We start from the raw sequence: 13,577 nt of genomic DNA on the forward strand, positions 1-13,577 counted from the left end.
GAGGCGACGGGTGATGTCAGGGGAGCGCGGGCGGCTGGGCCGGTTCACCGACGCGGTGCTCGGCGGCGCGCGGGCCGCCCGGGACAAGGCCCGCGAGCTGCGCGACGAGTTCCGCACCAGCGACGAACCGGAGCGCGCCCTGGTGGCGCCGCTGCTGACCGGGCAGGAACTGCGGTACGTGGGGCTGGGGCCGGTGCGCATGTCGCAGACCCACCAGGCCGGTCGGCAACTCGCCGACGACGTCGGCGCGGAGTTGGCCGACGCGCTCGACCCGAAGGTGCTGTTCGGGCTGCTCAACATCGTCAACCCGGTGGTCTGGGTCGACGCGGTGCTCACGCCGGTGCGGCTGGCCGCGGGTGTGCTGATGCTGCCCGGCAACGCCGGTGTCCTCGCCGCGGGCGGGTCGGAGTCGGCAGCGCCGGAACCGGCGCTGCCGCAGCAACCCGCCCAGCGGGAGCCGATCCCGCTCACCGAGGAGCAGGAGGCGTTCCGGGCGCTGTTCCGGCTGAGCCAGTACCGTCCGCTGGCCGAGCAGCTCGCCGAGATCGCCTACCGCCGCCGGTACGTCTTCAGCGGTGACCTCGCCACCCTCGCCGGCAGCCTGCTGCTGTTCCTGGAGCGCTACAGCGGCACGCCGCTGGCGGTGACCGACACCCACCTGCACCTGCTGCGGATGGGCCCCCGCCCGGACGCCGACCGGCCCGACCGGCGTCAGCCGCGGGTGCTGTGGAGTGTGCGCCGCGACCGGGTGACCCGGGTCGACTCCGAGCGGGGTGCGAGTGGCCTCGTGCAGCTCGCCTCGACCGTCTTCTTCGACGACGGCTCGTGGATCCGGCTCACCCAGCCGGCGCTGCGCGACGACCAGTCGCGTTTCCTGACCGCGATCCAGGACCTCCCCGGGCAGCGTCCGACGCCGTGACCCCGGCGCGCCGGTAGCGGTGACCGGGCCGGCGCTGATCAACTGTTGACCGGGCCCCGGGGCGCCGGTCAGCCGTCGCGTTCGGGGTACCCGACCGGCACGGCGGAGACGTCGTCCAGCGCGGTGGTGATCTCCTCGGGCAGTGTGATCCGTTCCACCTGGAGCGCGCCGAGCAGCTGCCCCACAGTCCGGGCGCCGAGGATCGGCGCTGTCACACCGGGCCGGTCCCGGATCCACGCCAACGCCACCTCCAGCGGCGACACCCCCAGCCCGCCGGCCGCCGTCGCCACCGCCTCCACGATGCTGGAGCAGCGCGGCTCCAGGTACGTGGCGACGAACCGTTCGAAGTGCGGCGACGCTGCCCGGGAGTCGGCCGGCCGGCCGTGCCGGTACTTGCCGGTGAGCACCCCCCGGCCCAGCGGCGACCAGGGCAGCACGCCGAGGCCGAGCGCGTCGCACGCCGGCAGGACCTCCCGCTCCACGCCGCGCTCCAGCAGCGAGTATTCGACCTGGGACGCGACCACGGGCGCCCGCCCCGGCCAGGCGGTCTGCCAGGCGGCGGCCCGCGCGGTCTGCCAGCCGGAGAAGTTCGACACCCCGACGTAGCGGACCTTGCCGCTGGCCACCGCGTGGTCCAGGGCGGCCAGGGTCTCCTCCAGCGGGGTGTCCGGGTCGTACCCGTGCACCTGGAACAGGTCGACGTGGTCGGTGCCGAGCCGGCGCAGCGACGCGTCCAACGTCCGCAGCAGGTGCCCCCGGGAGCCGTCACGGCGTCGGCCACTGCCGGGACGCAACCCGGCCTTGGTGGCGATCAGCAGCTCGTCGCGGGGCACCAGGGAGCCCAGCAGCGAGCCGATCACCGACTCGGCGTCGCCGTCGCCGTACACGTCGGCGGTGTCGATGAGATTGCCGCCCGCGTCCAGGTAACTCTTCAGCTGGGCGGCCGCATCGTCGGCGTCGGTGTCCCGGCCCCAGGTCATGGTGCCGAGCGCGAGCCGCGAAACCGCCAGCCCGCTTCGGCCGAGCGGTCGCTGTTGCATGGGTGAACCTTATTTCGAACCTGCCGCCACGGATATCCTCGCTCCCGTATCTCTGCCGGTTCTGCCGGTTCCGCCGCCCCGGGCTGCCCCGACGGAGGGGGGATCAAAGGTGTCGAGCCGGTGATCGAGGCCGTTATCGGCATTGCGTAACCTGGTGCGACCTGTGCCACGGATGGGGGAGGACCAGTGCGACTCGGGCTCAGTCTCGGATATCAGACGGCGTGGAGCACACCGGCCGACCACCTGGCGCTGGCCCAGGAGGCGGACCGGCTGGGCTACTCGGTGGTGTGGGCTGCGGAGGCGTACGGCTCCGACTCGCCCAGCATGCTGGCCTGGATGGCCGGTCAGACCGAACGGATCGACGTCGGTGCCGCGGTGATGCAGATCCCCGCCCGTACGCCGGCGGCCACCGCGATGACCGCGGCCACCATCGACGCGCTCTCCGGCGGCCGGTTCCGGCTCGGCCTGGGCGTATCCGGCCCGCAGGTGTCGGAGGGCTGGCACGGTGTGCGGTTCGCCAAGCCGCTCGCCCGGACCCGCGAGTTCGTCGACATCGTCAAGCTGGCCATCGCCCGCAAGGAGGTCGCGTACGACGGCGAGCACTACACGCTGCCGCTGCCGGACGGCCCGGGCAAGGCCTTGCGGCTGGGCTTCCACCCACCCCGCGAGCACATACCGATCTACCTGGCCGCGGTCGGCCCGAAGAACCTGGAGCTGGCCGGCGAGATCGCTGACGGCTGGCTGGCCGTCTTCTACTCCCCGGAGTTCGCCGAGGAGCAGCTCGCCTCGGTGCGCGCCGGGCGGGCCAGGGTCGGCAAGGAACTGGCCGGGTTCGACGTGGTGCCGTCGGTGCCCGTGGTGGTCGGCGACGACGTGGCCTCCTGCGCCGAACTCGTGCGCTGGTACGCCGCGCTCTACGTGGGCGGGATGGGCAGCCGCCAGCAGAACTTCTACAACCAGCTCGCCACCCGGATGGGCTACGGTGACGCCGCCCGCGAGGTGCAGGACCTGTACCTGGCCAAGCGGCAGCGCGACGCCGCCGCCGCGGTGCCGATGGAGTTCATCGACCGCACCTCGCTGCTCGGCCCGAAGGAGCGCATCGCCGAGCGGATGCGGGAGTACGCCGCCGCCGGCGTCACCACGCTGTCGGTGACCCTGTTCGTCGCCGACCGGGACAGCGGTGTGCAGACCCTGCGGACCGTCGCCGAGGCTCTGGACCTCTCGGGAGTCGGCGAGTGACCTGGGTCGAAGCCATCGTCCTGGGCATCGTCCAGGGACTGACCGAGTTCCTGCCGGTCAGCTCGTCGGGGCATCTGCGGATCACCTCGGCGATCTTCTTCGACCGTGACGCCGGCGCGTCGTTCACCGCGGTCACCCAGCTCGGCACCGAGGCGGCCGTGCTGATCTATTTCGCGAAGGACATCTGGCGGATCACCCGGACCTGGCTGGTGGGCATCCGGGACACGTCGGTGCGCTCCAGCCTCGACTACCGGATGGGCTGGTACGTGATCGTCGGCTCGATCCCGATCGGGCTGTTCGGGTTCCTCTTCAAGGATCAGATCAAGACGGCTGGGCGCAACCTGTGGTTGGTGGCGACCACCCTGATCGTGTTCGCGTTCGTGCTGGCGTTCGCCGAGTACTGGGGGCGGCAGACCCGGACGTTGGAGAACTTCCGGATGAAGGACGGCATCGTGATGGGCTTCGCCCAGGCCATGGCGTTGATCCCCGGGGTGTCCCGTTCCGGCGGGACGTTGACCGCCGGTCTGCTGCTCAACCTGACCCGGGAGGCGGCGGCCCGGTACTCGTTCCTGCTGGCCATCCCGGCGGTGGTGATGTCCGGCGTGTTCAGCCTCGGTGACGTCTTCGAACCGTCCGCCCCGGGCACGTCCACCCCGTCGGTCGCGCAGATGATCGTGGCCACCGTCATCGCGTTCGGCATCGGCTACGCCGCCATCGCCTGGTTGTTGCGGTACGTGGCGCACCACACCCTGTACGTCTTCGTGCTGTACCGGGTCGCGCTGGGCACCCTGGTCCTCGCGCTGCTGATGACGGGCACGATCAGCGCCACCTGACCGACCGTCGACGGCCCCCGGTCCCGCCCGCGTGCGGACCCGGGGGCCGCCTGCTGCCCGCCGTCGAGCCCAGGTCATAGGGTGGTCCCCGTGGCGACCCTCCTGCTTCTGCGACACGGCCGGACGACAGCGAACGCGGACGGCGGTCTGGCCGGCCGCCAGCCGGTCGAGTTGGACGACACCGGGCGCGCCCAGGCCAGCGCGGTCGGCGAGCGGTTGCGGCAGGTGCCGTTGGCCGCCGTGGTGACCAGCCCGCTGATCCGCTGCCGGCAGACCCTGGAGTTGGCGCTCCCGCAGGCCGACCCGGTCGTCGAGGACGGCCTGATCGAGTGCGACTACGGCAGTTGGGAGGGCCAGCCGCTGAAGAAGCTCGCCAAGGAGCCGCTCTGGCCGGTGGTACAGCAGCATCCCAGCGCGGCCGTCTTCCCGGGCGGGGAGGCGATGGCGGCGATGGCGGCGCGGGCCGTGGCGGCGGTGCGCTCCTGGGACGCCCGGGTGAACGCCGAACACGGGCCCGAGGCGGTCTGGCTGGCCTGCAGCCACGGCGACGTGATCAAGGCCATCGTGGCGGACGCGCTCGGCGTACACCTGGATGCCTTTCAGCGGATCGTGGCCGACCCGGCGTCGGTGACCGCGATCCGGTTCACCCCGCTACGTCCGTTTCTGGTGCGCCTCAACGACACCGGTGGCGACCTGACGGCGCTGGTGCCGCCGCCGACCAAGCGGCGTCGGCGCGCGAGCCGGGCGGCCGACTCGGATGCGGCCGTCGGCGGCGGGGCGGGTGCGTCGCGGTGAGGCGGGTCACGCCAGCACCCCCGGCCGGGGCGTCGACGCACGCCGGAGCCCTCGCCACGCCCGGGTGCAGCCCCTGGTACGCCGGGCGCGCCGCCACTGCGGCGATTCGCGTCGGTGGGGTGCGCGGTGCCCAGGCGGGCCGGATAGGGTCGTGGGTATGACCCACCAGGTGCACGCCTTCGAACCGCCGGAGCGGTTCGTCGCCGGGACTGTCGGGCCGCCGGGGGAGCGCACGTTCTTCCTGCAGGCCCGCGGCGGCGGCAGACTGGTCAGCGTCGCGCTGGAGAAGGTCCAGGTGTCCCTGCTCGCCGAAAAGCTGGAGGAGTTGCTCACCGAGGCGCAGCGTCGCTTCGGGGTGGACCTCCCCGAGCTGGCGCCGGTGATCGGCGACAACGAGCCGCTGGACACTCCGGTCGACGAGGAGTTCCGTGTCGGCACCCTCGGGCTGGCCTTCGACGTGGACACCGCGACCGTGGTGATCGAGGCGATCGCTGCGGGCGAGGTGGAGCCCGAGGTCGAGCTCGGCGACGAGGACGACGACGAAGACGACGACGAGGACGACGAGCCGGACGAGGATCTTGATCGCCTCCGGGTCCGGCTCACCCCGCAGGCGACCCGCCAGTTCATCGAGCGGGCCCGGCGAGTGGTCAACGCGGGCCGGCCACCGTGCCCGCTCTGCGGCCAACCGTTGGACCCCGCCGGGCACCTCTGCCCGCGGCACAACGGTTACCACCGGTGACCTCGTCCGGCCTCCAGCCTCGCCAGGACGGCGACGCCGCGCTGCGGCTGCTGCGTGACGGCGTCCTCGACCTGGAGGGTCGGCTGGTCGACGCGTCGAACACGACGCTGCGCGGCATCCTGACCCTGGACGGGATGACCGCCCGCTGCGTCTACAAGCCGGTCCGTGGCGAACGGCCCCTCTGGGACTTCCCCGACGGCACCCTGGCCGGCCGGGAAGTGTCGGCGTACCTGGTCTCCCGGGCCACCGGCTGGGGTCTGGTGCCGCCCACCGTGCTGCGCGACGGCCCGCTCGGCCCCGGCTCCTGCCAGCTGTGGATCGACGAGCCGGAGGACGCCGAACCGCTCGTCGGCTTCCTGCCCGCCGGGGAGCTGCCGCCACGCTGGATCCCGATCGCCGCGGCCCGGGACGACGACGGCGCCGCGTACGCCCTGGCCCACGCCGACGACCCACGGCTGGCCCGGCTCGCGGTGCTCGACGCCGTGCTCAACAACGCCGACCGCAAGGGCGGTCACGTGCTCGTCGGCGCCGACGACCGGATCTACGGCGTGGACCACGGGGTGAGCTTCCACGTGGAGGACAAGCTGCGGACGGTGCTCTGGGGTTGGGCCGGCAAGCAGTTGCCCCCGGACGCCGTGGAGATGCTCGACGCGCTGGCCGGGCAGGTCGCCGGGCCGCTCGGCGCGGAGCTGGCCGACCATTTGACGATCAGCGAGGTGGCCGAGGTGGCCGCCCGGGTGGACCGGCTGCGCGCCACCGGCAGCTTTCCGCTGCCGCCGGAGGACTGGCCGGCGATGCCCTGGCCACCCATGTGAGCCGCTGTCATCTTGATCACCCGTGGGGTGCTCCGGCGTCGTCGCCGGGCTGGCTAGGCTGATCCCATGGAGTCTTGGGCGGGACACGAGGTGCCACGGCTGCCGGGCAGGGGCGAGCCGCTGGCGTTGTACGACTCGGCGCGGCAGGGTGTCCACCCGAGTGAGCCGGCCGACGCGGGAAGCATGTACGTCTGCGGCATCACCCCGTACGACGCCACCCACCTCGGCCACGCCGCCACCATGATCACGTTCGACCTGGTGCAGCGGATGTGGCGCGACGCCGGCCGTCCGGTGCGCTACGTGCAGAACGTCACCGACATCGACGACCCGCTGCTGGAGCGGGCCACCCGCGACGGCGAGGACTGGGTGGTCCTGGCGATGCGCGAGACGGCGCTGTTCCGGGAGGACATGGAGGCGCTGCGGATCATCCCGCCGGCGCACTACGTGGGCGCTGTCGAGTCGATCCCGGACATCGTCGAGAAGGTCGAGGTGCTGCTCAAGGACGGTGCCGCGTACCGGCTCGACGACGGCACCGGCGACGTCTACTTCGACATCTCCGCCACGCCCCGCTTCGGCTACGAGTCGAACCTGACCCGCGAGCAGATGCTGGAGATCTTCCCGGAGCGCGGCGGCGACCCCGACCGGGCCGGCAAGCGGGACCCACTGGACCCGCTGCTGTGGCGCGGCGCCCGCGAGGGCGAGCCGTCCTGGCCGGGCGGCGAGCTGGGCCCAGGCCGCCCCGGCTGGCACATCGAGTGCGCGGTGATCGCGCTCAACCTGCTCGGCGACCGGATCGACGTGCAGGGCGGCGGCAACGACCTGCTCTTCCCGCACCACGAGGCGTCCGCCGCGCACGCCGAGCGGCTCACCGGTCAGGCGCCGTTCGCCGAGCACTACGTGCACGCCGGGATGATCGGCCTGGACGGCGAGAAGATGTCCAAGTCCCGCGGCAACCTGGTCTTCGTGTCCCGGCTGCGCGCCGACAAGGTCGACCCGATGGCGATCCGGCTGGCGCTGATCTCCGGGCACTACCGCAGCGACCGGACCTGGACCGACGAGCTGCTCGCCGCCGCGTACGAGCGGCTGGACCGTTGGCGGCGGGCCGCCGCCGCGCCCGCCGGGCCGTCCGGGGTGGAGCTGCTCGCCGAGGTACGCGCTCGTCTGGCCGACGACCTGGACACTCCCGGTGCCCTGGCCGCGGCCGACCGGTGGGCTGAGGCGACCCTCGCCGGCGCGGCCGATGACCCCGAGGCGCCGGCCCTCTTCGCGAACACGGTCGACGCCCTCCTCGGCATCCGCCTCTAACCCCCCGCCCCCCGGCGCCGAACCCCGCCCGCCCGCGCGCCGCGCGTCGGCTGCGGAGGGTGATCGACTCGGTTTTCAGGAAGTCGCGGCGTCCCGACCAGTGCGATGCCCCGACTTCCAGGAAGCCGAGTCGATCACCCCAAGACACCCGATCGACTCCGACAAGACGCCGCACAGTTAACCCAGACCGCGTTGATCATGAGGTTGGCGGGCATTTCGATCTCTGCCGGACCCGTCAACCTCATGATCGACCGGGGTGCGCGGGGTCGCGCGCGGGGTTGTGGTCCGTGAGGAACCGTCAGCCGAGGATGAGGCCGGGGTCGGGTTCCGGGTCGGGGGTCGGACCGGGGATCTTGTATTCCTCGGTGAGCGTGGTCATCGGGCCGGGCCAGGTCGCCTGGGACACCTCGATCGGCTTGCGCTGCGCGTCGTACGCGACGTGCAGCAGGTGCAGCACGGGGGTGTCGGGTCGGATCTGGAGGATCTCGGCCTCCTCCCGGCTCGGCTGCCGGGCGCTGATCGTGTCGGTGGCCGAGACGTAGCGCCGCCCGGTGGCCTCCTCGGCCTCCTGGTAGAGCGGCCGGCCGAACGCCTCGGTGCGCTCCAGTGAGGTGCCGGCGGTGTCGCGGGGCAGGAACCAGGAGGCGCCGACCTCGACGGGGGAGTCGTCGGTGCGCACGAGGTGCCGGCGGCAGAGCAGGCTGGTGCCGTCGGACACGCCGAAGGCGTCGGCCACCTCGGCGGGGGCGGGGGCGGGCCCCACGGAGACGAGTTGCTGCCGGTACCGGGCGGCCAGGTCGGTGTGGTAGCCGCGAAAGCCGCCGTAGCGGCCCCGGGAGAGGCGGTTGAGGCGACGGCGGGTGCCCCGGACGTACGTACCGGAGCCGGGTTTGGTGATCAGGATGCCCTCGACCCGCAGCTGGTCGACGGCGCGTTGCACGGTCTGCTTGGCGACGCCGAACATCTCGGCGATGGCCGGGATGGACGGCAGCCGTTCGCCCGGCCCCCAGTCGCCCCGGCGGACCTGGGCCTTGAGCTGCGCGGCGATCTGTCGGTGCGGGAACTCAGCGGCCCCGGGATTGATCTGCACACCCGCCTCCTTGATCACATCTAGGTTCCTAGGATGCCCTAGGGGGTGTGACGGCGCCACCCCGGACACGCCAAAACGGGCCCCCGGACCAGAAAGGTCCGAAGGCCCGCAGCGGAGCGGCAGCTACCAGGAACCGGCGGTGGGGCCGGCGGAACCGCCCCGGCGGCGCAGGTACTTCTCGAACTCCTGGGCGATCTCGTCACCGGTCAACGGGGTGATCCCCTCGTCGCCGACCCGTTCCTCCAGCTCGCGGACGTACTCGCCCAACTCGGCGTCCTGCTCGGCGGCGCTGCGCACCCGCTGCTCCCACTCCGCGGACTCCTCGGCCAGGTCGGCCATCGGCACCGGCAGGTCGACGACCTCCTCCACCCGGTGCAGCAGGGCGAGGGTGGCCTTCGGGCAGGGCGGGTTGTTGGCGTAGTGCGGCACGTGCACCCAGAACGAGACGGCGTCCACCTCGGCGCGGGTGCACGCGTCGTGCAGCACGCCGACGATGCCGGTCGGACCGTCGTACCGGGTGGGGGTGAGCTGGTAGCGCTCGGCGGCCTGCGCGTCGGAGGCGCTGCCGCTGATCGGCAGCGGCCGAGTGTACGGAACGTCGGCCAGCAACGCGCCGAGCAGCACCACCCGTTCCACCTCCAGGCTGTGGCAGATCTCCAGCACCTGCTCGCAGAACGTCCGCCAGCGCATGCTCGGCTCGATGCCGCGGATCAGCACCACGTCGCGGTCGGTGCCCTCCGGACTGGCCACCATGAACCGGGTCGTCGGCCACTCCACCCGCCGGGTCTCGCCGTCGGCCATCGTGATGGTGGGCCGGCTGACCTGGAAGTCGTAGAAGTCCTCCGGATCCAACTCGGCGATCTGCCGGGCGTTCCAGACCTGCTCCAGGTGCTCGACGGCGGCGGTGGACGCGTCGGCGGCGTCGTTCCAGCCCTCGAACGCGGCAATCGCCACGGGGGACCGCAGCACCGGCAGTCCGTCGAACTCGGTCACGCCGTCACCTCACCCTGCTCGTCGCGGCTGGCGCCGGGACCGCGCCCGGTCGTCATGCCGTGGTGCACGGTGGCGTCCCTGTTGTCCTTCACGTCCGTCAGCCTACGTGCAGGGCGGGGGCACGGCCCGTCGGCCGCGCCGGTCGGCCGCTCCGACAGCAGGTCATACCCGAACGAACCAGACAGGGTGATCCCCGTGACACAATAGGGGATCGCTCGAGGATGGTCGTGGAGTCCGGCCGAATCGCACTAACCTGAACGGGTGCGGACTTCATTGATGGATGTGCTGGCTGAGCGGGTTCTCATCGCCGACGGTGCGATGGGCACGATGCTCCAGGCCGCGGACCTCACGCTCGACGACTTCGACGGGCTCGAGGGGTGCAACGAGATCCTCAACGTCACCCGCCCGGACGTGGTGCGCGGGGTGCACGACGCCTACCTGGCCGCCGGCGCGGACTGCGTGGAGACCAACACCTTCGGCGCCAACCTCGCCAACCTCGCCGAGTACGACATCCCGCAGCGCATCCGCGAGTTGTCCGAGGCGGGCGCCCGGATCGCCCGGGAGGCCGCCGACGCGGCCAGCACCCCGCAGCGGCCCCGGTTCGTGCTCGGCTCGATCGGGCCGGGCACCAAGCTGCCCACCCTCGGGCACGCCGACTACTCGACCCTGCGCGACGCCTACCAGGAGAACGCCGCCGGTCTGATCGCCGGCGGCGCGGACGCGCTGATCATCGAGACCTGCCAGGACCTGCTCCAGGTCAAGGCGGCAGTGGTCGGGTCGAAGCGGGCGATGGCCGAGCTGGGCCAGTCGGTGCCGATCATCTGTCACGTCGCCGTGGAGACCACCGGCACGATGCTGGTCGGCAGCGAGATCGGTGCGGCCCTGGCCGCGATCGAACCGCTCGGCGTGGACCTGATCGGGCTCAACTGCTCGACCGGCCCGGCCGAGATGAGCGAGCACCTGCGGTACCTGTCGCAGCACTCCCGCATCCCGCTGTCGGTGATGCCGAACGCCGGCCTGCCGGTGCTGACCGCCGACGGGGCGTACTTCCCGCTGACTCCCGTGGAGCTGGCCGAGGCCCTGGAACGGTTCGTCACCGAGTACGGCGTGGGGCTCGTCGGCGGCTGCTGCGGCACCACCCCGGAGCACATCCAGGTGCTGGCCGAGCGGCTGCACGGCGTCACCGCCCCGGCCCGCGAGCCCCGACACGAGGCGGGTGTCTCCTCGGTGTACCACCCGGTGCCGTTCGCCCAGGACGCGTCGGTGCTGATGGTGGGGGAGCGGACCAACGCCAACGGTTCCAAGGCGTTCCGGGAGGCGATGCTCGCCGGTGACTGGCGGGCCTGTGTGGAGATCGCCCGCAGCCAGGCGCGCGACGGCTCGCACCTGCTCGACCTGTGCGTGGACTACGTCGGCCGCGACGGCACCCAGGACATGCGGGAACTGGCCGGCCGGTTCGCCACCGCGTCGACCCTGCCCATCATGTTGGACTCCACCGAGCCGGCCGTGGTCGAGGCCGGGCTGGAGATGCTCGGCGGCCGGTGCGTGGTCAACTCGGTGAACTTCGAGGACGGCGACGGCCCCGACTCCCGGTACGCGCGGGTGATGCCGATCGTCCGCGAGCACGGCGCGGCGGTCGTGGCGCTGCTCATCGACGAGGAGGGGCAGGCCCGTACCCAGGAGTGGAAGGTCCGGGTCGCGACGCGGTTGATCGATGACCTGACCGGCCGGTGGGGGATGGACCGCGCCGACATCCTGATCGACGCGCTGACCTTCCCGATCGCCACCGGGCAGGAGGAGACCCGCCGCGACGGCCTCGAGACGATCGAGGCGATCCGCGAGATCGCCCGCCGCTACCCGGGTGTCAACTTCACCCTGGGCATCTCGAACATCTCCTTCGGCCTCAACCCGGCGGCCCGGCAGGTGCTCAACTCGGTGTTCCTGCACGAGTGTGTGCAGGCCGGCCTGACGTCGGCGATCGTGCACGCCAGCAAGATCCTGCCGATGTCGAAGATCCCCGACGAGCAGCGCGAGGTCGCCCTGGATCTGGTCTACGACCGCCGCCGCGAGGGGTACGACCCGGTGCAGCGGTTCCTGGAGCTGTTCGAGGGTGTCGACGTGACCAGCGCCCGGGCCAGCCGGGCCCAGGAGCTGGCCGCGCTGCCGCTGGACGAACGGCTCAAGCGGCGGATCATCGACGGTGAGCGCAACGGCCTGGAGGCCGACCTGGACGACGCGATGGCCGGCGGCCGGTCCCCGCTGTCGATCATCAACGACATCCTGCTGGACGGCATGAAGGTGGTCGGTGAGCTGTTCGGCTCCGGCCAGATGCAGTTGCCGTTCGTGCTCCAGTCCGCCGAGGTGATGAAGACCGCGGTGGCCTACCTGGAACCGCACATGGAGACCGCGGAGGACGGCGGCAAGGGCCGCATCGTGCTCGCCACAGTGCGCGGCGACGTGCACGACATCGGCAAGAACCTGGTCGACATCATCCTGTCCAACAACGGCTACGAGGTCGTGAACATCGGCATCAAGCAGCCGATCAGCGCCATCCTGGACGCCGCCGAGCAGCACCGCGCCGACGCGATCGGCATGTCCGGGCTGCTGGTCAAGAGCACCGTCATCATGAAGGAGAATCTGGCCGAGATGGCCACCCGGGGGGTCGCCGAGCGTTGGCCCGTCCTTCTGGGTGGTGCGGCGCTGACCCGCGCGTACGTCGAGGACGACCTGCGCGCGATGTTCCCCGGGCAGGTGCACTACGCGCGGGACGCGTTCGAGGGTCTGTCCCTGATGGACCGGGTGATGACCGCCAAGCGCGGCGGCGCGCCGGTGATCGACCCCGAGCGGGAGGCGGCCCTCGCAGCCCGGCGGGCGCGCCGGGAACGGCAGCGCTCGGTGGTCACCACCTCGCTGCCGGAGCTGCACGACTCCTCGGTCCGCTCCGACGTGGCCGCCGACGTGGCGGTGCCCACCCCGCCGTTCTTCGGCACCCGGGTCGTCAAGGGCGTGCCGATGGCCGACTACGCGGCGCTGCTCGACGAGCGGGCCACCTTCTCCGGGCAGTGGGGCCTGCGCGGCGCCCGGGGCGGCAGCGGACCCTCCTACGAGGAGCTGGTCGAGACCGAGGGCCGCCCGCGCCTGCGGTACTGGCTGGACCGGTTGATCGCCGACCAGGTCCTTGAGGCAGCCGTGGTGTACGGCTACTTCCCGGCGTACTCCGAAGGCAATGACCTGGTGGTGCTCGACGAGAACGGGCACGCGGAGCGCGCCCGGTTCTCGTTCCCCCGGCAGCGGCAGGAGCGGCGGCTGTGCCTGGCGGACTTCTTCAAGCCCCGGGGCGACCAGCTCGATGTGGTCGCGTTGCAACTGGTCACCGTGGGTCAGCCGGTCAGTGAGTACGCGGCGAAGCTGTTCGCCCGCAACGAGTACCGCGACTACCTGGAGGTGCACGGGCTCTCCGTGCAGCTCACCGAGGCGCTCGCCGAGTACTGGCACCAGCGCATCCGCGCCGAGATGACCCTGCCCGACGGTCGCCCGCTGGGGCACGACGACCCGGCGGACCTGGCCGGCATCCTGCACAACGACTACCGGGGTTGCCGGTACGCGTTCGGCTACCCGGCCTGCCCCGACCTGGAGGACCGGGCGAAGATCATGGACCTGCTCGGCGCGGACCGGATCGGGGTCGAGCTGTCCGAGGAGTTCCAGCTCATGCCGGAGCAGGCCACCGACGCGATCGTGGTGCACCACCCGGAGGCCAACTACTTCAACGCCAAGTAACGGGCGCAGCTGCCCTGACCTGCACCTGGTGT

11 protein-coding genes are annotated in these 13,577 nt (G+C 72.0%); 8 read left to right on the forward strand and 3 right to left on the reverse strand.

Annotated elements, in window-relative coordinates:
• Positions 1 to 13 precede the first annotated feature (13 nt).
• Positions 14 to 919: a hypothetical protein gene (locus QSK15_RS15795; protein WP_285794937.1), complete on the forward strand. Its 906-nt coding sequence runs from the start codon at positions 14 to 16 to the stop codon at positions 917 to 919.
• Between the two features lie 68 nt (positions 920 to 987).
• Here QSK15_RS15795 and QSK15_RS15800 read toward each other — a convergent pair whose 3' ends face one another.
• The gene (locus QSK15_RS15800; protein WP_130400857.1) at positions 988 to 1,959 is read right to left on the reverse strand and encodes an aldo/keto reductase; all 972 of its coding nucleotides are present in this window, start codon (positions 1,957 to 1,959) and stop codon (positions 988 to 990) included.
• Positions 1,960 to 2,145: 186 nt separating this feature from the next.
• Between QSK15_RS15800 and QSK15_RS15805 the strand changes: the two genes are divergently transcribed.
• The 6 genes from QSK15_RS15805 (at position 2,146) to mshC (ending at position 7,685) form a co-directional block, all read left to right on the forward strand.
• On the forward strand, positions 2,146 to 3,198 hold the full coding sequence (locus QSK15_RS15805; RefSeq protein ID WP_285794938.1) for an LLM class F420-dependent oxidoreductase: 1,053 nt from the start codon (positions 2,146 to 2,148) through the stop codon (positions 3,196 to 3,198).
• Positions 3,195 to 4,031, forward strand: a complete 837-nt coding sequence (locus tag QSK15_RS15810; protein ID WP_285794939.1) for an undecaprenyl-diphosphate phosphatase — start codon at positions 3,195 to 3,197, stop codon at positions 4,029 to 4,031. The genes QSK15_RS15805 and QSK15_RS15810 overlap by 4 nt, the downstream gene beginning before the upstream one ends.
• 81 nt (positions 4,032 to 4,112) lie before the next feature.
• A complete protein-coding gene (locus QSK15_RS15815) occupies positions 4,113 to 4,826 on the forward strand; it encodes a histidine phosphatase family protein (protein WP_285794940.1) in 714 nt (237 codons plus the stop codon).
• Between the two features lie 157 nt (positions 4,827 to 4,983).
• Positions 4,984 to 5,565, forward strand: a complete 582-nt coding sequence (locus tag QSK15_RS15820) for a DUF3090 domain-containing protein (protein ID WP_238685851.1) — start codon at positions 4,984 to 4,986, stop codon at positions 5,563 to 5,565.
• Positions 5,562 to 6,380: an SCO1664 family protein gene (locus QSK15_RS15825; RefSeq protein ID WP_285794941.1), complete on the forward strand. Its 819-nt coding sequence runs from the start codon at positions 5,562 to 5,564 to the stop codon at positions 6,378 to 6,380. Before QSK15_RS15820 ends, QSK15_RS15825 begins: the two co-directional genes overlap by 4 nt.
• A 66-nt stretch (positions 6,381 to 6,446) precedes the next feature.
• On the forward strand, positions 6,447 to 7,685 hold the full coding sequence (gene mshC / locus QSK15_RS15830) for a cysteine--1-D-myo-inosityl 2-amino-2-deoxy-alpha-D-glucopyranoside ligase (RefSeq protein WP_285794942.1): 1,239 nt from the start codon (positions 6,447 to 6,449) through the stop codon (positions 7,683 to 7,685).
• A 298-nt stretch (positions 7,686 to 7,983) separates the two neighbouring features.
• On the opposite strand, the gene QSK15_RS15835 is transcribed toward mshC, so the two are convergent.
• Together QSK15_RS15835 and QSK15_RS15840 are read right to left on the reverse strand one after the other, a co-directional pair.
• The gene (locus QSK15_RS15835) at positions 7,984 to 8,775 is read right to left on the reverse strand and encodes a GntR family transcriptional regulator (protein ID WP_285794943.1); all 792 of its coding nucleotides are present in this window, start codon (positions 8,773 to 8,775) and stop codon (positions 7,984 to 7,986) included.
• Between the two features lie 123 nt (positions 8,776 to 8,898).
• Positions 8,899 to 9,768 carry a PAC2 family protein gene (locus QSK15_RS15840; protein ID WP_030332815.1) on the reverse strand — a complete coding sequence of 290 codons (870 nt, stop codon included), beginning with the start codon at positions 9,766 to 9,768 and terminating at the stop codon, positions 8,899 to 8,901.
• 276 nt (positions 9,769 to 10,044) lie between these two features.
• Here QSK15_RS15840 and metH point away from each other — a divergent pair, with 276 nt between their 5' ends.
• Positions 10,045 to 13,545 carry a methionine synthase gene (gene metH, locus QSK15_RS15845; protein WP_435823124.1) on the forward strand — a complete coding sequence of 1,167 codons (3,501 nt, stop codon included), beginning with the start codon at positions 10,045 to 10,047 and terminating at the stop codon, positions 13,543 to 13,545.
• Positions 13,546 to 13,577 lie beyond the last annotated feature (32 nt).

This window comes from Micromonospora sp. NBRC 107095 (assembly GCF_030269705.1).
GTDB classification, from domain to species: Bacteria; Actinomycetota; Actinomycetes; order Mycobacteriales; family Micromonosporaceae; genus Micromonospora; species Micromonospora parva.